Source organism: Wenzhouxiangella sp. XN201 (assembly GCF_011008905.1).
Taxonomy (GTDB): domain Bacteria; phylum Pseudomonadota; class Gammaproteobacteria; order Xanthomonadales; family Wenzhouxiangellaceae; genus Wenzhouxiangella.
Genome location: NZ_JAAIVI010000016.1, coordinates 1 through 17,807, shown reverse-complemented (window position 1 = coordinate 17,807; position 17,807 = coordinate 1). Strand labels below are relative to the sequence as shown.

The following is a 17,807-nucleotide window of genomic DNA, read 5'->3' as shown; positions in this document are numbered from 1 at the left end:
GAGTTCCGTGCATATGACCAGATTGACAACGCGCCGGAAGAACGCGAGCGCGGTATCACGATTGCCTCGGCCCACGTCGAGTACGAGTCGGACAAGCGTCACTATGCCCACGTGGACTGCCCGGGTCACGCTGACTACGTGAAGAACATGATCACGGGTGCGGCGCAGATGGACGGTGCGATTCTGGTGGTTTCGGCCGCTGACGGCCCGATGCCGCAGACGCGCGAGCACATTCTGCTGGCCCGCCAGGTGGGCGTGCCGTGCATTCTGGTTTACCTGAACAAGGCCGACATGGTCGACGACGCCGAGCTGCTCGAACTGGTCGAGATGGAAGTTCGCGAGCTGTTGAGCGACTACGACTTTCCGGGCGATGACACCCCGATCGTCACCGGCTCGGCGCTCAAGGCGCTCGAAGGCGACGACAGCGACATCGGCGTGCCGTCGATCCTGAAGCTGGTCGAGGCGCTGGACGATTACGTTCCCGAGCCCGAGCGCGACCTGGACAAGGAATTCCTGATGCCGATCGAGGACGTGTTCTCGATTTCGGGTCGAGGCACGGTGGTAACCGGTCGTATCGAGCGCGGCGTGATTCACGTTGGCGACGAGATCGAGATCGTGGGTATCAAGGACACGACGAAGACGACCTGCACGGGTGTGGAGATGTTCCGCAAGCTGCTTGACCAGGGTCAGGCCGGCGACAACGTGGGCGTGCTGCTGCGCGGCACCAAGCGTGACGATGTCGAGCGTGGCCAGGTGCTGGCCAAGCCGGGATCGATCACCCCGCACACCAAGTTCGAGGCGGAAGTTTATGTCCTGAGCAAGGACGAAGGCGGCCGACACACGCCGTTCTTCAAGGGCTATCGCCCGCAGTTCTACTTCCGCACGACCGACGTGACCGGATCCTGCGAGTTGCCCGAGGGCACCGAGATGGTGATGCCGGGCGACAACGTTCAGATGACGGTGGAGCTGATTGCGCCGATCGCCATGGAAGATGGCCTGCGCTTCGCGATTCGCGAAGGCGGTCGCACCGTGGGCGCCGGCGTGGTGTCGAAGATTATTGAATGATGATGTAGGGACCAGGGACACAGGGACCAGGCACCAGTAAAGGCGAAGTCGAAGCCCAACTGGTCCCTGGTCCCCAGTCCCTGGTCCCTAGAGATTTTAGGCGAGTAGCTCAACTGGCAGAGCAGCGGTCTCCAAAACCGCAGGTTGGGGGTTCGAGTCCCTCCTCGCCTGCCACCGAATTGGAATGCAGGGCAACTGAATGGCTGCTGAAAAGACGTCCGCGCGAGACTACCTGTTCTGGTTGATCGGGCTGCTGATCGTGGTTGGTGGAGTTTTTGGTTTTTACCATTTCTCCGACGATGTCATGACACCAATCCGCGCAGCCGGCCTGCTCGTTTTGCTGATCGTGGCCGCGTTCGTGGTTGCGCAGACTGTCAAGGGCGGCGAGTTCTTTTCGTTCTTGCGTGAAGCCGACGTGGAGCGGCGCAAGGTGGTCTGGCCGACGCGCAACGAAACGCTCCAGACCACGCTGGTCGTGATCGTGATTACCGTCATCGTGGCGATCATGCTGTTTCTGATGGACACGCTGTTCGGATGGATCGTGCGCAGGTTGATCGGCACGGGGGGCAGTTGATGGCCAAGCAGTGGTATGTCGTGCACGCCTATTCGGGCTTCGAAAAGGCAGCCAAGCGGTCGCTCGAGGAGCGAATCCAGCGCGCCGGCATGGAAGAGCAGTTTGGCGAGATTCTCGTGCCCACCGAAGAAGTGGTGGAGATGAAGAAAGGCGTCAAGCGCCGAAGTGAACGAAAGTTCTTCCCCGGTTATGTGCTGGTGGAAATGGAAATGAACGACGATACCTGGCATCTGGTCAAGGATGTCCCCAAGGTGATGGGGTTCATCGGTGGCCGCCAGGATCGGCCGGCGCCGATCAGCAAGGCCGAGGCCGATGCCATCCTGCAGCGTGTGCAGGAAGGTGTCGACAAGCCGCGGCCCAAAGTGCTGTTCGAGCCGGGTGAGATGGTTCGGGTCACGGAAGGCCCGTTCAACGATTTCAGTGGTGTGGTCGAAGAGATCAACTACGAAAAGAGCCGGCTTCGCGTGGCGGTATCGATCTTCGGTCGATCCACGCCCGTCGAACTGGATTTTACACAGGTCGAAAAGCTGTAACGCAGCGCGTTAAAGCTTTTCGATCCCGGGCCGCGATCCGGGATCCCCTTCGGCCGGCAACGCGCCGAATGAAGGGACAGAAAGGAACCGGATGTGCACGAGCAGTCCGGCATTTGAACCAATACGGGGAGCCGAGTGTCCTACGTGGCCCGGCGCCTGAACCCGAGGAGTTAGTACAAAATGGCTAAGAAAGTCACCGGTTACATCAAGTTGCAGGTGCCGGCCGGCCAGGCCAATCCGAGCCCACCCGTGGGGCCGGCACTGGGTCAGCACGGCGTCAATATCATGGAGTTCTGCAAGGCATTCAATGCCCAGACCCAGGATATCGAGCAGGGCCTGCCCACTCCGGTCGTGATTACCGTATTCAGCGATCGCAGCTTCAGTTTCATTACCAAGACTCCGCCGGCGGCGGTGCTGCTGCGCAAGGCCGCGAAGATCCAGAAGGGCTCCGGTGAGCCGAACACCAACAAGGTGGGCACGGTCACCCGCGCGCAACTGGAAGAAATCGCGAAGATGAAGGAGCCCGACCTGACAGCGGCCGACATGGACGCCGCCGTGCGCACCATTGCCGGCAGCGCACGCAGCATGGGCCTCAACGTGGAAGGAGTCGAGTAATGGCCAAGTCCAAGCGTATTCGCGCGATCCGCGAACAGCTCGAGCCGGGCAAGACCTATGGTGTCGATGAGGCACTGGAGCTGCTCAAGTCTTTCAGCAAGGTCAAGTTTACCGAGTCGGTGGAAGTGGCCATTCGTCTTGGTGTCGACCCGCGCAAGTCCGACCAGGTCGTGCGCGGCGCGCTCGTCCTGCCGCACGGTACGGGCAAGAGCGTGCGCGTGGCCGTTTTCGCCCAGGGCGAGAACGCCGAGAAGGCCGAAGCGGCCGGCGCCGACATCGTCGGCATGGATGACCTGGCCGAAACGATCAAGGGCGGGCAGATTGATTTCGATGTCTGCATCGCCACCCCCGACGCCATGCGCGTGGTGGGCAAGCTCGGCCAGGTGCTCGGCCCGCGCGGTCTGATGCCAAACCCGAAGGTGGGTACGGTAACGACCGACGTCGAGACCGCGGTCAAGAATGCCAAGGCCGGCCAGGTGCAGTTCCGCACAGACAAGGGCGGTATTGTTCACAGCATCATCGGTAAGGTCGATTTCGATGCCGAGGCGCTGAAGGGCAACCTGGTGGCGCTGGTCAACGAATTGATGAAATCCAAGCCGCCGGCGGCCAAGGGTCAGTACCTGCGCAAGGTTGCGCTGTCGACCACCATGGGTCCCGGGCTGACCGTTGATGCAGGTAGCCTGAGCGTCTGATTAGTTGTTAGTTGTCGGTTGTTAGTTGTAAGCCGGCAGGAAAAGGATTTGGAGGTGTGGCGAGTTTGAGGTTTGAGTTCAGGGCCGTGGATTGCGGTACTTGCAGCTTAGACCTGAGAACTTGCAACTCACCAAAGAGCGGGCGTTCGCTCCCCCAGGGGAGCGCCCGTCCAAGACCGCGGGTCGAAGCCGGTGCAAGCCGGCGGCGGTAATGGCTCGAAAGGGCCGCCCGCGCAGATGGTGTCGCCCGACTATCCCGTTAATTCGGGAGAAACGGCCACCAGCAGGTCCGGGCCTTCGGGTCCGGGATGGTATGGATTGCCGGGGAGTATTCCGGTGATTCGAACTCAATGGAGGTAGCCAATGGCGCTCACACTTGAGCAGAAAAAGGCGGTGGTGGCGGAAGTCGCCGATGCGGCGAAATCTGCGCACTCTGCGGTTGCTGCCGAGTACCGTGGGCTGACCGTCAGCGACATGACCGAACTGCGCAGCAAGGCGCGCAGTGGGGGCGTGTATCTGAAGGTTGCCAAGAACACGCTGGTCAAGCGTGCCGTTGAGGGTACGGACTTTGAATGCATGAGCGAGGGCCTGACCGGCCCGCTGCTGTTTGCGTTTTCCATGGAAGATCCGGGTGCGGCTGCACGCCTCATCAAGGATTACGCCAAGGGAAATGACAAGCTGGTTGCCCGTCTGGTGGCGGTCGGTGCCGAGCTTCACGATGCCAGTGAACTCGAGCGCCTGGCCAAGTTGCCGACGTATGACCAGGCGATCGCCATGCTGATGGGTGTCATGAAGGCGCCGATCGAGAAATTTGTCCGCACTCTTGCCGAGCCGCACGCCAAGCTGGTTCGAACAGTCGCCGCGGTGCGCGACAGCAAGCAAGCTGCCTGAGATGATTGAATCAAGCAAACTTATCTGGAGTTAAAGAAAATGGCCGTTTCAAAGGAAGATATTCTCGAAACCATTTCGAACATGAGCGTGATGGATGTCGTTGACCTCATCGAAGCCATGGAAGAAAAGTTCGGTGTTTCCGCTGCTGCTCCGGTGGCCGTGGCCGCTGGCGGAGCCGCCGGTGGTGGCGAAGGCGAAGCCGCTGAGGAAAAGACCGAGTTCGATGTCGTTATGTCGAGCTTCGGCGACAACAAGGTTGGCGTGATCAAGGCCGTACGCAGCATCACCGGCCTGGGTCTGAAAGAAGCCAAGGAATTGGTCGAAAGCGCTCCGGCGCCGATCAAGGAAGGTGTTCCGAAGGACGAAGCTGAAGACATCAAGAAGCAGCTGGAAGAAGCGGGTGCCTCTGTCGAGGTCAAGTAACCATTCCGCATATTCCGCTGTTTGATGGAAGCAGGGCTGGGTGCCTGATTGGTGCCCGGCCCGTTCCCGTTTGTACCACGCAAGTGGTCGCTGCCAACGGCTGTTACCGGGTGCCACGGCAGCATTGTATGACAAGTCCCGGCCGATGCAACACCAGGTGGGAAAGAAGCTCATGAGCTACTCCTTCACGGAAAAGAAGCGCATTCGCAAGAATTTCGGCAAGCATCCCCAGGTGCTCGGCGTGCCGTTCCTTCTCGCGACCCAGATCGAGTCGTACAAGCAGTTCCTGCAGTCGGGCGTGTCCGAGCAGGATCGCCAGGAAATAGGCCTGCATGGAGCGCTCAGTTCGGTTTACCCGATCAAGAGCTACTCAGGCAATGCCGCTCTGGAGTACGTCAGCTACGAGCTCGGCAAGCCCGAGTTCGACGTGACCGAGTGCAAGCTCAGGGGCATGAGCTACACCGCGCCGCTGCGCGTCAAGGTGCGGCTGGTGATTTACGACAAGGAAAGTCCTGCCAAGAACAAGCGGGTCAAGGAAGTCAAGGAGCAGGACGTCTACATGGGCGATCTGCCGCTGATGACTGACACCGGCACGTTCATCGTCAACGGTACCGAGCGCGTGATCGTCAACCAGATGCACCGCTCGCCTGGCGTGTTCTACGACCATGACAAGGGCAAGACCCATTCCTCGGGCAAGTTGCTCTACTCGGCCCGGGTCATTCCCTACCGCGGTTCCTGGCTGGACTTCGAATTCGATCCGAAGGACTGCATCTTTACCCGCATCGATCGTCGCCGGAAGCTGCCGGTAACGATTCTGCTGCGTGCGCTGGGCATGAACGAAGAGGAAATCCTGGAGTTCTTCTTCGAGAAGACGAAAGTCACCCTGCGCAAGAACGACGCCAAGATCGACCTGGTGCCGCAGCGCCTGCGGGGCGAAAACGCGTTGTTCGACATCACCGGCCGTGATGGCAAAGTCATCGTTGAGAAGGACAAGCGCATCACTGCGCGTCACGTCAAGCTCATCGAAGAGTCCGGCGTCAAGACCCTGGATGTTCCCGACGACTACCTGATCGACAAGATCCTGGCGCACGATATCGTCGACACCGACTCCGGCGAACTGGTGGCCCGAGCCAACGACGAGATCACCGAAGAAATTCTCGAGGGCATGCGAGAGGCCAAGGTCAAGCGCTTCGATGTGCTCTACGTCAATGATCTCGATCAGGGCCCCTACGTTTCCAACACCCTGCGCATCGATCCGACCAGCAATGAGCTCGAAGCGCTGTGGGAAATCTACAAGATGATGCGCCCGGGCGAGCCGCCCACCAAGGAGGCGGCCCAGAACCTGTTCAACAACCTGTTCTTCACGTCCGAGCGTTACGACCTGTCATCGGTTGGCCGCATGAAGTTCAATCGACGCGTCGGTCGCAAGGAGATCGAAGGTCCCGGCGTACTCGATCGCGAGGACATCCTCGACGTGCTGCGGGTGTTGATCGACATTCGCAACGGTAATGGCACGGTTGACGATATCGACCACCTCGGCAATCGGCGCGTGCGTTCGGTTGGCGAAATGGCCGAGAACGCCTTCCGGATCGGCCTGGTGCGGGTCGAGCGGGTGGTGCGCGAGCGACTGACCACGGTCGAAAGCGAAGGTTCTTCGCCGCAGGATCTGATCAATGCCAAGCCGGTGGCCGCCGCGGTCAAGGAATTCTTCGGTTCATCGCAGCTGTCGCAGTTCATGGATCAGAACAATCCCTTGTCGGAAGTCACACACAAGCGCCGCGTTTCCGCGCTTGGCCCGGGCGGCCTGACGCGCGAGCGTGCCGGCTTCGAGGTGCGTGATGTGCATCCGACCCACTACGGCCGGCTGTGTCCGATCGAGACCCCGGAAGGCCCCAACATCGGCCTGATCAACTCTCTCGCGGTGTATGCCCGAACCAACCAGTACGGTTTCCTCGAGACCGCCTATCGCAAGGTCAAGGGTGGCAAGGTCACCGACGAAGTCGAATACCTGTCGGCGATCGAGGAGGGTGAATACGTCATTGCCCAGGCCAACGCCGATCTGGACAAGAAGAAGAAGTTCAAGGACGAGCTCATTCCTTGCCGATTCCAGGGTGAATTCACGCTCAAGCGGCCGGACGAGATCGACTTCATGGACGTTTCGCCGCGCCAGATTGTTTCCGTGGCTGCGTCCCTGGTGCCGTTTCTGGAGCATGACGATGCCAACCGCGCCCTGATGGGCTCGAACATGCAGCGTCAGGCTGTCCCGACTCTGCGTGTCGACAAGCCGCTGGTCGGTACCGGCATGGAGCGCGTGGTTGCCACCGACTCCGGGGTGACCACCGTGGCGCTCCGTGGCGGTGTGGTCGACCAGGTGGATGCCGGACGTATCGTGGTGCGTGTCAACAACGACGAAGTCGGCGAGAACGATCCCGGCGTGGATATCTACAATCTCGTCAAGTACGAGCGCTCCAATCAGAACACCTGCATGAACCAGCGCCCGCTCGTCAAGGTGGGCGATACCGTGGAAGCACGCGACGTATTGGCCGACGGTCCCTCCACCGATCTCGGTGAGTTGGCCCTGGGCCAGAACATGCTGGTCGCGTTCATGCCCTGGAACGGCTACAACTTCGAGGATTCCATCCTCATTTCCGAGCGCGTGGTCCAGGAAGACCGCTTCACCTCGATTCACATCGAGGAACTGACCTGCGTGGCTCGCGATACCAAGCTGGGTTCAGAAGAGATTACCGGCGACATTCCCAATGTCGGTGAGGCCACGCTGTCCAAGCTCGACGAGTCGGGCATCGTCTACATCGGTGCCGAAGTCAAGTCGGGCGACATTCTGGTCGGTAAGGTCACGCCCAAGGGCGAGGCCCAGCTGACACCGGAAGAGAAGCTGTTGCGTGCCATCTTCGGCGAGAAGGCTTCGGACGTGAAAGATACGTCCTTGCGCGTTCCCACCGGCATGGACGGCACGGTCATCGACGTCCAGGTCTTCACTCGTGAAGGCGTGGACAAGGATGCCCGCGCCATCGCCATCGAGAAGGACGAGATCCGCCAGGTCCGCAAGGACCTCGATGATCAGTTGCGCATCATGGAAGAGGCGATCTTCGCGCGTCTCGAATCGGCACTGGTCAACAAGATCGCCGACAAGGGACCCGCTGGTCTGAAGAAGGGCGCCAAGGTGACACAGGCGTATCTCTCCGAGCTCAAGCGCGATGACTGGTTCAAGCTGCGCATGCGCAACGACGAGATCCAGGACCTGCTCGAGCGCGCTGCGCGCCAGATCGAGGCGCAGCGCAAGGCCTTCGACAAGCGTTTCGAGGAGAAGAAGGAAAAGATCACCCGCGGCGACGAACTGGCACCAGCGGTGCTCAAGATGGTCAAGGTGTACCTGGCCGTCAAGCGCCGGATGCAGCCGGGCGACAAGATGGCCGGCCGTCACGGCAACAAGGGCGTGATTTCGACCATCGTGCCGACCGAGGACATGCCGTTCATGGACGACGGTTCGCCAGTCGATATTGTCCTCAACCCCCTGGGTGTGCCCTCGCGAATGAACATCGGGCAGGTGCTTGAAACGCACTTGGGGCTGGCCGCTCGCGGCCTGGGCCGCAAGATCGAGGCGATGCTCGAGGCGAATGAGAAGGTCGAGAACGTGCGCAAGTTCCTGGGCGAGATCTACAACTCCGACCAGGACGGCCGCGTCGACATGAAGCAGTTCAACCAGGGCGAAGTCCTGGAGATGGCCGAGAACCTGAAGGGCGGTGTGCCCATGGCCACCCCGGTCTTCGACGGTGCCGACGAGAACGAGATCAAGAAGCTGCTGAAAATGGCCGACCTGCCCGAATCGGGCCAGATGACGCTGTTTGACGGCCGCACCGGCCACGCCTTCGATCGTCCCGTCACCGTCGGCTACATGTACATGCTCAAGCTCAATCACCTGGTCGACGACAAGATGCACGCCCGCTCCACTGGCCCCTATTCGCTGGTCACCCAGCAGCCATTGGGCGGCAAGGCCCAGTTTGGTGGTCAGCGCTTCGGCGAAATGGAGGTGTGGGCACTCGAAGCCTACGGCGCCGCCTACACGCTGCAGGAAATGCTCACCGTCAAGTCCGACGATGTGCAGGGCCGTAACCAGATGTACAAGTCGATTGTCGACGGCAATTATCAGATGTCTGCAGGCATGCCGGAATCCTTCAACGTACTGGTGAAGGAAATCCGCTCGCTCGGCATCAACATCGAACTCGAAGAATCCTGATTCCCGGAGGAGGCAGCAAGTGCGCGACCTTTTCAATCTGTACAAGCGTCAGACTCAGACGACCGACTTTGACGCCATTCGTATCGGCCTGGCTCCGCCGGAGCTGATCCGATCCTGGTCCTTCGGCGAAGTCAAGAAGCCGGAGACCATCAACTATCGCACCTTCAAGCCGGAACGCGAAGGGCTTTTCTGTGCTGCCATCTTCGGTCCGGTGAAGGACTACGAGTGCCTCTGCGGCAAGTACAAGCGCATGAAGCACCGTGGCGTCAAATGCGAAAAATGCGGTACCGAGGTCACCCTGACCAAGGTGCGGCGCGAACGCATGGGTCATATCGACCTGGCCAGCCCGGTGGCTCACATATGGTTCCTCAAGTCGCTGCCGTCGCGCATCGGCCTGATGCTGGATATGACACTCAGGGATATCGAGCGCATCCTGTACTTCGAGTCCTACCTGGTGCTCGATCCGGGTATGACCATGCTCGAGCGTGGTCAGCTGCTGACCGACGAGGAATACCTCGACGCGATGCAGGAATACGGCGACGAGTTCGACGCCCGTATGGGCGCCGAGGCCGTCTACGAGCTGCTCAAGAACATCGATCTCAACGCCGAGCTGGCCCAGCTTCGCGAGGACATCGCGGCGACCAGTTCCGAGACCAAGATCAAGCGGCTGTCCAAGCGTATCAAGCTGATGGAGGCATTCATCGAGTCGGGCAACCGACCCGAGTACATGATCCTGACGGTTTTGCCGGTGCTGCCGCCGGACCTGCGCCCGCTGGTGCCGCTCGATGGCGGCCGTTTCGCGACCTCGGATCTGAATGACCTGTACCGGCGCGTCATCAATCGCAACAACCGTCTCAAGCGACTGCTCGAGCTCAATGCACCCGACATCATCGTGCGTAACGAAAAGCGCATGCTGCAGGAGTCGGTCGATGCGTTGCTCGACAACGGCCGCCGCGGTCGCGCGATCACCGGTACCAACAAGCGCCCGCTGAAGTCGCTGGCCGACATGATCAAGGGCAAGCAGGGCCGTTTCCGCCAGAATCTGTTGGGCAAGCGCGTCGACTACTCCGGCCGTTCGGTCATCGTGGTCGGTCCGACGCTCAAGCTGCACGAGTGCGGTCTGCCCAAGAAGATGGCGCTGGAGCTGTTCAAGCCGTTCATCTTCTCCAAGCTGCAGCGCCGCGGCCTGGCCATGACCATCAAGGCGGCCAAGAAGCTGGTCGAGCGCGAAGAGCCGGAAGTCTGGGATATTCTCGAGGAAGTCATCCGCGAGCACCCGGTGCTGCTCAACCGCGCCCCGACCCTGCATCGTCTGGGCATCCAGGCATTCGAGCCGGTGTTGATCGAAGGCAAGGCGATCCAGCTGCATCCGCTGGTCTGTACGGCCTTCAACGCTGACTTCGACGGTGACCAGATGGCCGTGCACGTGCCGCTGTCACTGGAAGCGCAGCTCGAAGCGCGCGCCTTGATGATGTCGACCAACAACATCCTGTCGCCGGCCAACGGTGAACCGATTATCGTCCCGACCCAGGACGTCGTGCTGGGCTTGTATTACATGACCCGCAAGAACGCTGGGGCGATGGGCGAGGGCATGTCCTTTTCCAGCGTGGCCGAGGTCAACCGTGCCTACTCGAACCTGAAGGTCGAGTTGCAGGCAGCGGTGACCGTACGTATCCGGGAAATCGTAATCGAAGAAGACGGCACTGAAAACGAGGTGTTCAATCGTTACGAGACGACCGTCGGCCGCGCCCTGCTCAGGGAGATCCTGCCCGACGGCCTGCCGTTCGAACTGGTCAACCAGGTGCTCAAGAAGAAGCAGATCTCGCGCCTGATCGACGAGAGTTATCGCAAACTCGGGTTGAAGAAAACCGTGGTGTTCGCCGACAAGCTGATGTATACCGGCTTCGCTTACTCAACCCGGGCCGGCGTTTCGATCGGACTCGATGACCTGCAGGTGCCGCCGGAGAAGAAGGCGATCCTGGAGCGTGCCGAGAAGGAAGTGCTCGATATCCAGGATCAGTACGCCTCTGGCGTCGTGACCTCGGGCGAGCGCTACAACAAGGTGGTCGATATCTGGTCGCGTACCAACGAGGAAGTGGCGCGGGCCATGATGAAGCGCATCGGCAAGCGCGTGCGCATCGACACCGACGGCAACGAGGTCGAGGAAGATTCCATGAACTCGATCTACATCATGGCTGACTCCGGTGCGCGAGGTTCGGCGGCACAGATTCGCCAGCTCGCCGGAATGCGCGGCCTGATGGCCAAGCCCGACGGCTCGATCATCGAAACGCCGATCACCGCGAATTTCCGCGAGGGCCTCAACGTCCTGCAGTACTTCATCTCCACTCACGGTGCCCGTAAGGGCCTGGCCGATACGGCACTCAAGACCGCCAACTCGGGTTACCTGACCCGTCGCCTGGTCGACGTGGCCCAGGACCTGGTCGTGATTGAGGAAGACTGTGGCACTGAACAGGGCCTGGAAATGCTGCCGATCGTCGAAGGCGGCGATGTGGTCGAACCGCTGGGCGAGCGTATTCTTGGTCGTGTTGTAGCCCAGGATATCTACCTGGCCGAGAGCGACGAGGTGTTCTGCGCCCGCGGCACGCTGCTCGACGAGGAATGGATCGATACGCTGGAAGAAGCCGGTGTCGATCGCGTCCTGGTGCGCTCACCGATCACCTGCGAGACGCGGCACGGCATCTGTGCGACCTGCTATGGTCGCGACCTGGCGCGTGGCTCGATCGTCAATCAGGGTGAGGCCGTCGGCGTGATTGCGGCGCAGTCCATCGGCGAGCCCGGCACGCAGTTGACCATGCGGACCTTCCATATCGGTGGTGCTGCTTCGCGCTCCGTCGCGGTCGACCATATCGAGATCAAGTCCGGCGGCAGTGTGCGTCTGTACAACCTCAAGTCGGTCGAGAATGTCGACGGCAAGCTGGTCGCCGTGTCACGCTCGGGCGAACTGTCGATCATCGACAGTCACGGTCGCGAGCGTGAGCGCTACAAGATTCCGTACGGCGCGCTGTTGCACGTCAAGGAAGGCGACAAGGTCGAAGTCGGTCAGCAGGTCGCAAACTGGGACCCGCATACCCACCCGGTGGTCGCCGAACTGGCCGGTGTGGCCAGCTTCCACGACTTCATCGCGGGTGTGACCGTCACCGAGGAGGTCGATGAGGTAACCGGCCTGACCTCGATGGTCGTCACCGACCCGAAAAAGCGTGGTTCGGAAGGCAAGGACCTGCGTCCGATGATCCGCCTGCTCGACAAGAAGGGCAAGGTGCTCAATATTCCGGGCACGGAGCAGCCGGCGCAATACTACCTGCCGGCCGGTGCGGTCATCAATTGCTCCGATGGCCAGGTGATCAAGGTGGGTGACGTGGTCGCACGCATTCCGCAGGAATCGTCAAAGACCCGCGACATCACCGGTGGTCTGCCGCGAGTGGCCGACTTGTTCGAGGCCCGCAAGCCCAAGGAAGGCGCCATTCTGGCCGAGGCCTCGGGCGTGGTCAGCTATGGCAAGGAAACCAAGGGCAAGCAGCGCCTGGTGATCACCGACGAGAGCGGTGAGGCCCATGAGGAGTTGATTCCGAAGTGGCGCCAGGTGCTGGTGTTCGAGGGTGAACACGTGGCCAAGGGTGAAACCGTGGTCGACGGCGAGCCCAACCCGCATGACATCCTGCGCCTGCTGGGTGTCGAAAGGCTGGCCGATTATCTGGTCCAGGAAATCCAGGATGTCTACCGTCTGCAGGGCGTGAAGATCAACGACAAGCACATCGAGGTGATCATTCGCCAGATGCTCCGCAAGGTCGAGATCCTGGACGCGGGTGACAGCAATTTCCTCCGGGGCGAGCAGCTCGAGGCGACGCGCGTTCTGGAAGAGACCGAGCGCCTCGAAGCAGCCAAACAGGTACCGCCGAAGGGCCAGAGTGTCCTGCTGGGGATCACCAAGGCGTCACTGGCGACCGAGTCGTTTATCTCGGCCGCGTCCTTCCAGGAAACCACGCGGGTACTGACCGACGCAGCCGTTCGCGGCACCGTCGACAGCCTGCGCGGCCTGAAGGAGAATGTGATCGTCGGGCGCCTGATTCCGGCGGGCACCGGGCGCATCGCCATCCAGCGTCGCAAGGAGCGTCGCCACGAGGAGGCGGACGCCGAGCTGGCAGCACTGCTGCGGGCTTCGGATGCAGAGGAAGCCCCCGCAGAAGAGGCGGCTGGCAGCGACGCCGAAGAATAGGCGCGCCGAGATCGCCATGCCGGGACGCCCGGCATGGCGCCTTTCGGCGAAATTCGAAATTCGAATGACGAAAACGACTGCCATGGCGGGTCCGTGAAGCCGGGGTCTCCCGTTTCGAGCATTCGGATTTCGGTCATTCGTGCTTGTTTCGGATTTGGTGCTTCGGATTTCGAAATTTAGGGCTCCGATCAGAGCGTGAGCCCGGGAATGGCCTCTCCGGTGCAATTCCCCGACGCCGGTGCTTGACACACCCCCCACAACCCCTTAAAATTCTCGTTCTTCGGCAGGCCGGATTTGCGGCCTGTCGTTTGTTTTCTTGCGATACCAAAAATTATGGCCACGATCAATCAGTTGGTCCGCAAACCAAGGCGGGCTAAAGAATACAAATCGAACGTACCGGCGCTGGAAGCCTCGCCGCAGAAGCGCGGCGTCTGCACGCGCGTGTACACCACGACTCCGAAGAAGCCGAACTCGGCGCTCCGGAAGGTCGCACGTGTGCGGCTGACCAATGGCTACGAAGTGACCAGCTATATCGGCGGCGAAGGGCACAACCTGCAGGAGCACTCGGTGGTGCTGATTCGTGGCGGCCGAGTCAAGGATCTGCCCGGCGTGCGCTACCACACCGTGCGCGGCAGCCTGGATACGGCCGGTGTGTCGGATCGTCGCCAGGGTCGCTCCAAGTATGGCGCCAAGCGCCCGAAGAACTGACGGAATAGAAGCTCATGTCCCGCAAACACTCGAATTTCGAACGCGACATCCTGCCGGATCCCCGATTCGGTAGCGAAATGATCGCCCGCTTCATCAACATGGTGATGATGGACGGCAAGAAGTCGGTCGCCGAACGAATTGTCTACGGCGCCATTGAGGAAATGGAAGCCAAGGGCCAGGCCGAGCCGCTGGCCGCGATCGAGAAGGCGCTGGACAATGTGGCGCCGGCCGTCGAGGTCAAGTCGCGTCGTGTGGGTGGGGCCACCTACCAGGTTCCGGTCGAAGTGCGGCCAAAGCGCCAGCAGGCGTTGGCCATGCGCTGGATGATCGACGCTGCGCGCAAGCGCGGCGAGAACACGATGCCGCGGCGTTTGGCCGGGGAAATGCTGGACGCCGTGGAAGAACGCGGCTCGGCCGTCAAGAAGCGTGAAGAGACCCACCGGATGGCCGAAGCCAACAAGGCATTCGCCCACTACCGCTGGTGAGTAGCAAGTAACCGAGGTTTTTAAAGTGTCACGCAAAACATCCATCGAGCGCTATCGGAATATCGGCATCATGGCTCATATTGATGCCGGTAAGACTACGACGACCGAGCGCATCCTGTTCTATACCGGCATTTCGCACAAGCTGGGCGAGGTGCATGACGGCAATGCTGTCATGGACTGGATGGAACAGGAGCAGGAGCGTGGCATTACCATTACTTCCGCCGCCACGACCTGCTTCTGGCAGGGCATGGACAAGGACTGGCCGGAATACCGCATCAACATTATCGACACCCCGGGTCACGTCGACTTCACGATTGAAGTCGAGCGCAGCTTGCGCGTGCTCGATGGTGCCGTGGCCGTGTTCTGTGCCGTCGGCGGCGTCGAGCCGCAGTCCGAAACGGTCTGGCGCCAGGCCAGCAAGTACGAAGTGCCGCGCATGGCCTTTATCAACAAGATGGATCGCACCGGCGCCAATTTCCATCGTGTGGTCGATCAGATCAAGGGCCGCCTGGGTGGCCGGCCGGTTCCAATCCAGTTGCCGATCGGCGCCGAGGAAGACTTCGAAGGCGTGATCGACCTGGTGAAGATGCGGGCCATTTACTGGGACACCGAGAACATGGGCACGACCTACGAGGCCCGTGACATTCCCGCCGAGCTGGCTGAAGAAGCGCAGGCTGCGCACGAACAGCTGGTCGAGTCTGCCGCCGAGGCCTCCGAAGAGATGATGGAGAAGTACCTCGGGGACGGCGAGTTGACCGAGGAAGAAATCATCAAGGGCCTGCGCGACCAGACCCTGGCCAACGAGATCGTGCCGGTGCTGTGCGGCACGGCATTCAAGAACAAGGGTGTGCAGGCCCTGCTTGACGCGATCGTGCAGTACATGCCTTCGCCGACCGAGGTCAAGGACATCCGCGGCCTCAACGAGAACGACGAGGAAGAGCGCCGTCCTTCCAGCGACGAAGCGCCGTTTGCCGCTCTGGCCTTCAAGATCGCGACCGACCCGTATGTCGGTACGCTGACTTTCTTCCGCGTCTACTCGGGCGTGGTCAAGGCTGGCGATACCGTGTTCAACCCGGTCAAGGGCAAGAAGGAGCGCGTCGGCCGTTTGCTGCAGATGCACTCCAATACGCGTGAGGAAATCAAGGAAGTCTACGCCGGCGATATCGCCGCGGCCGTGGGCCTCAAGGACGTGACCACCGGTGACACCCTGTGCGATCCGTCCGACGTGATCACGCTCGAGCGCATGGAGTTCCCGGAGCCGGTGATTGCCGTGGCCGTGGAGCCCAAGTCGAAGGCGGACCAGGAAAAGATGGGTATCGCACTGGGCAAGCTGGCCCAGGAAGATCCGTCATTCCGCGTGCGCACCGACGAAGAATCCGGCCAGACCATCATCTCCGGCATGGGCGAGTTGCATCTCGACATTATCGTCGATCGCCTCAAGCGCGAATTCAAGGTCGAGGCCAACGTAGGCAAGCCGCAGGTGGCCTACCGCGAAACGATTCGCAAGGAAGTCGAGGCCGAAGGCAAGTTCGTTCGCCAGTCCGGCGGTCGCGGCCAGTATGGTCATGTCAAGATCCGTCTGGAACCCAACGGCGAGGGCGGTGGCTACGAGTTCGTCGACAAGATTGTCGGTGGCGTCGTGCCCAAGGACTACATCAGCTCGGTCGGCAAGGGTATCGAGGAAGCGATGCAGAACGGCGTCCTGGCCGGTTACCCGATGGTCGACATCAAGGCGACGCTGTACGACGGTTCCTACCACGAAGTGGACTCCAGCGAAATGGCGTTCAAGATCGCCGGTTCGATGGCGTTCAAGGACGGCGCCCTGAAGGCCAGCCCGGTGATTCTCGAGCCGATCATGAAGGTCGAGGCGGTTACGCCGGAAGACTACATGGGCGATGTCATGGGTGACCTGAATCGTCGCCGCGGAACGGTCCAGGGCATGGAAGACGCCCCGGCCGGCAAGATCATCCGCGCCCACGTACCGCTGTCAGAGATGTTCGGTTATGCCACCGACCTGCGCTCGATGAGCCAGGGCCGTGCGACCTACGTGATGGAGTTCCTGCAGTACGAGGAAGCGCCAAATAGCGTGGCCGACGAAATCATGAAGAAGAGCGCTTGAGCGCTAAGAACAGGAAAAAGGAATAGCAGCTATGTCCAAGGCAAAGTTTGAACGCACGAAGCCGCACGTCAATGTGGGCACGATTGGTCACGTTGACCACGGCAAGACGACGCTGACGGCGGCGCTGACGAAGGTTTGCGCGGAAGCCCGCGGTGGGGAGTTCCGTGCATATGACCAGATTGACAACGCGCCGGAAGAACGCGAGCGCGGTATCACGATTGCCTCGGCCCACGTCGAGTACGAGTCGGACAAGCGTCACTATGCCCACGTGGACTGCCCGGGTCACGCTGACTACGTGAAGAACATGATCACGGGTGCGGCGCAGATGGACGGTGCGATTCTGGTGGTTTCGGCCGCTGACGGCCCGATGCCGCAGACGCGCGAGCACATTCTGCTGGCCCGCCAGGTGGGCGTGCCGTGCATTCTGGTTTACCTGAACAAGGCCGACATGGTCGACGACGCCGAGCTGCTCGAACTGGTCGAGATGGAAGTTCGCGAGCTGTTGAGCGACTACGACTTTCCGGGCGATGACACCCCGATCGTCACCGGCTCGGCGCTCAAGGCGCTCGAAGGCGACGACAGCGACATCGGCGTGCCGTCGATCCTGAAGCTGGTCGAGGCGCTGGACGATTACGTTCCCGAGCCCGAGCGCGACCTGGACAAGGAATTCCTGATGCCGATCGAGGACGTGTTCTCGATTTCGGGTCGAGGCACGGTGGTAACCGGTCGTATCGAGCGCGGCGTGATTCACGTTGGCGACGAGATCGAGATCGTGGGTATCAAGGACACGACGAAGACGACCTGCACGGGTGTGGAGATGTTCCGCAAGCTGCTTGACCAGGGTCAGGCCGGCGACAACGTGGGCGTGCTGCTGCGCGGCACCAAGCGTGACGATGTCGAGCGTGGCCAGGTGCTGGCCAAGCCGGGATCGATCACCCCGCACACCAAGTTCGAGGCGGAAGTTTATGTCCTGAGCAAGGACGAAGGCGGCCGACACACGCCGTTCTTCAAGGGCTATCGCCCGCAGTTCTACTTCCGCACGACCGACGTGACCGGATCCTGCGAGTTGCCCGAGGGCACCGAGATGGTGATGCCGGGCGACAACGTTCAGATGACGGTGGAGCTGATTGCGCCGATCGCCATGGAAGATGGCCTGCGCTTCGCGATTCGCGAAGGCGGTCGCACCGTGGGCGCCGGCGTGGTGTCGAAGATT

13 protein-coding genes and 1 tRNA gene are annotated in these 17,807 nt (G+C 61.0%); all 14 read left to right on the top strand.

The genetic code is table 11. The annotated features are described in order from the left end of the window. A partial coding sequence (tuf, locus tag G4Y73_RS00605; RefSeq protein ID WP_164228384.1) for an elongation factor Tu occupies positions 1-1,065 on the top strand: 1,065 nt, incomplete at its 5' end. A 98-nt stretch (positions 1,066-1,163) separates the two neighbouring features. After that, positions 1,164-1,239, top strand: a tRNA-Trp gene (locus G4Y73_RS00600). 25 nt (positions 1,240-1,264) lie between these two features. Further along, positions 1,265-1,639, top strand: coding sequence for a preprotein translocase subunit SecE (gene secE / locus G4Y73_RS00595; RefSeq protein WP_164228382.1), 375 nt, complete (start codon positions 1,265-1,267; stop codon positions 1,637-1,639). Continuing rightward, complete coding sequence (nusG, locus tag G4Y73_RS00590; RefSeq protein WP_164228380.1) at positions 1,639-2,172, top strand: transcription termination/antitermination protein NusG; 534 nt, start codon at positions 1,639-1,641, stop codon at positions 2,170-2,172. Before secE ends, nusG begins: the two co-directional genes overlap by 1 nt. 180 nt (positions 2,173-2,352) lie before the next feature. Further along, positions 2,353-2,787, top strand: coding sequence for a 50S ribosomal protein L11 (gene rplK / locus G4Y73_RS00585; protein ID WP_164228378.1), 435 nt, complete (start codon positions 2,353-2,355; stop codon positions 2,785-2,787). Continuing rightward, positions 2,787-3,479, top strand: coding sequence for a 50S ribosomal protein L1 (gene rplA, locus G4Y73_RS00580; protein WP_164228376.1), 693 nt, complete (start codon positions 2,787-2,789; stop codon positions 3,477-3,479). Before rplK ends, rplA begins: the two co-directional genes overlap by 1 nt. A 363-nt stretch (positions 3,480-3,842) precedes the next feature. Further along, positions 3,843-4,370 (top strand): 50S ribosomal protein L10, encoded by a 528-nt coding sequence (gene rplJ / locus G4Y73_RS00575; RefSeq protein ID WP_164228374.1) that lies wholly within the window; start codon positions 3,843-3,845, stop codon positions 4,368-4,370. 39 nt (positions 4,371-4,409) lie between these two features. Continuing rightward, on the top strand, positions 4,410-4,793 hold the full coding sequence (rplL, locus tag G4Y73_RS00570) for a 50S ribosomal protein L7/L12 (RefSeq protein ID WP_164228372.1): 384 nt from the start codon (positions 4,410-4,412) through the stop codon (positions 4,791-4,793). A gap of 172 nt (positions 4,794-4,965) precedes the next feature. After that, positions 4,966-9,048 carry a DNA-directed RNA polymerase subunit beta gene (gene rpoB, locus G4Y73_RS00565; protein WP_164228370.1) on the top strand — a complete coding sequence of 1,361 codons (4,083 nt, stop codon included), beginning with the start codon at positions 4,966-4,968 and terminating at the stop codon, positions 9,046-9,048. A gap of 19 nt (positions 9,049-9,067) precedes the next feature. Continuing rightward, the gene (rpoC, locus tag G4Y73_RS00560) at positions 9,068-13,282 is read left to right on the top strand and encodes a DNA-directed RNA polymerase subunit beta' (protein ID WP_164228368.1); all 4,215 of its coding nucleotides are present in this window, start codon (positions 9,068-9,070) and stop codon (positions 13,280-13,282) included. 333 nt (positions 13,283-13,615) lie between these two features. Continuing rightward, positions 13,616-13,990: a 30S ribosomal protein S12 gene (gene rpsL / locus G4Y73_RS00555; protein ID WP_164228366.1), complete on the top strand. Its 375-nt coding sequence runs from the start codon at positions 13,616-13,618 to the stop codon at positions 13,988-13,990. A gap of 14 nt (positions 13,991-14,004) precedes the next feature. Further along, entirely contained in the window at positions 14,005-14,475 is a 471-nt protein-coding gene (rpsG, locus tag G4Y73_RS00550; RefSeq protein WP_164228365.1) for a 30S ribosomal protein S7, read from the top strand. Positions 14,476-14,500: 25 nt separating this feature from the next. After that, entirely contained in the window at positions 14,501-16,594 is a 2,094-nt protein-coding gene (gene fusA / locus G4Y73_RS00545; RefSeq protein WP_164228363.1) for an elongation factor G, read from the top strand. 31 nt (positions 16,595-16,625) lie between these two features. Next, on the top strand, positions 16,626-17,807 hold a 1,182-nt coding region (tuf, locus tag G4Y73_RS00540), incomplete at its 3' end, for an elongation factor Tu (protein ID WP_164228361.1).

What these genes read in the sequence shown, in the direction of transcription:
- secE (WP_164228382.1), top strand. Translation starts at nt 1,265, where the DNA reads ATGGCTGCTGAAAAGACGTCCGCGCGAGACTACCTGTTCTGGTTGATC.
- nusG (WP_164228380.1), top strand. Translation starts at nt 1,639, where the DNA reads ATGGCCAAGCAGTGGTATGTCGTGCACGCCTATTCGGGCTTCGAAAAG.
- rplK (WP_164228378.1), top strand. Translation starts at nt 2,353, where the DNA reads ATGGCTAAGAAAGTCACCGGTTACATCAAGTTGCAGGTGCCGGCCGGC.
- rplA (WP_164228376.1), top strand. Translation starts at nt 2,787, where the DNA reads ATGGCCAAGTCCAAGCGTATTCGCGCGATCCGCGAACAGCTCGAGCCG.
- rplJ (WP_164228374.1), top strand. Translation starts at nt 3,843, where the DNA reads ATGGCGCTCACACTTGAGCAGAAAAAGGCGGTGGTGGCGGAAGTCGCC.
- rplL (WP_164228372.1), top strand. Translation starts at nt 4,410, where the DNA reads ATGGCCGTTTCAAAGGAAGATATTCTCGAAACCATTTCGAACATGAGC.
- rpoB (WP_164228370.1), top strand. Translation starts at nt 4,966, where the DNA reads ATGAGCTACTCCTTCACGGAAAAGAAGCGCATTCGCAAGAATTTCGGC.
- rpsL (WP_164228366.1), top strand. Translation starts at nt 13,616, where the DNA reads ATGGCCACGATCAATCAGTTGGTCCGCAAACCAAGGCGGGCTAAAGAA.
- rpsG (WP_164228365.1), top strand. Translation starts at nt 14,005, where the DNA reads ATGTCCCGCAAACACTCGAATTTCGAACGCGACATCCTGCCGGATCCC.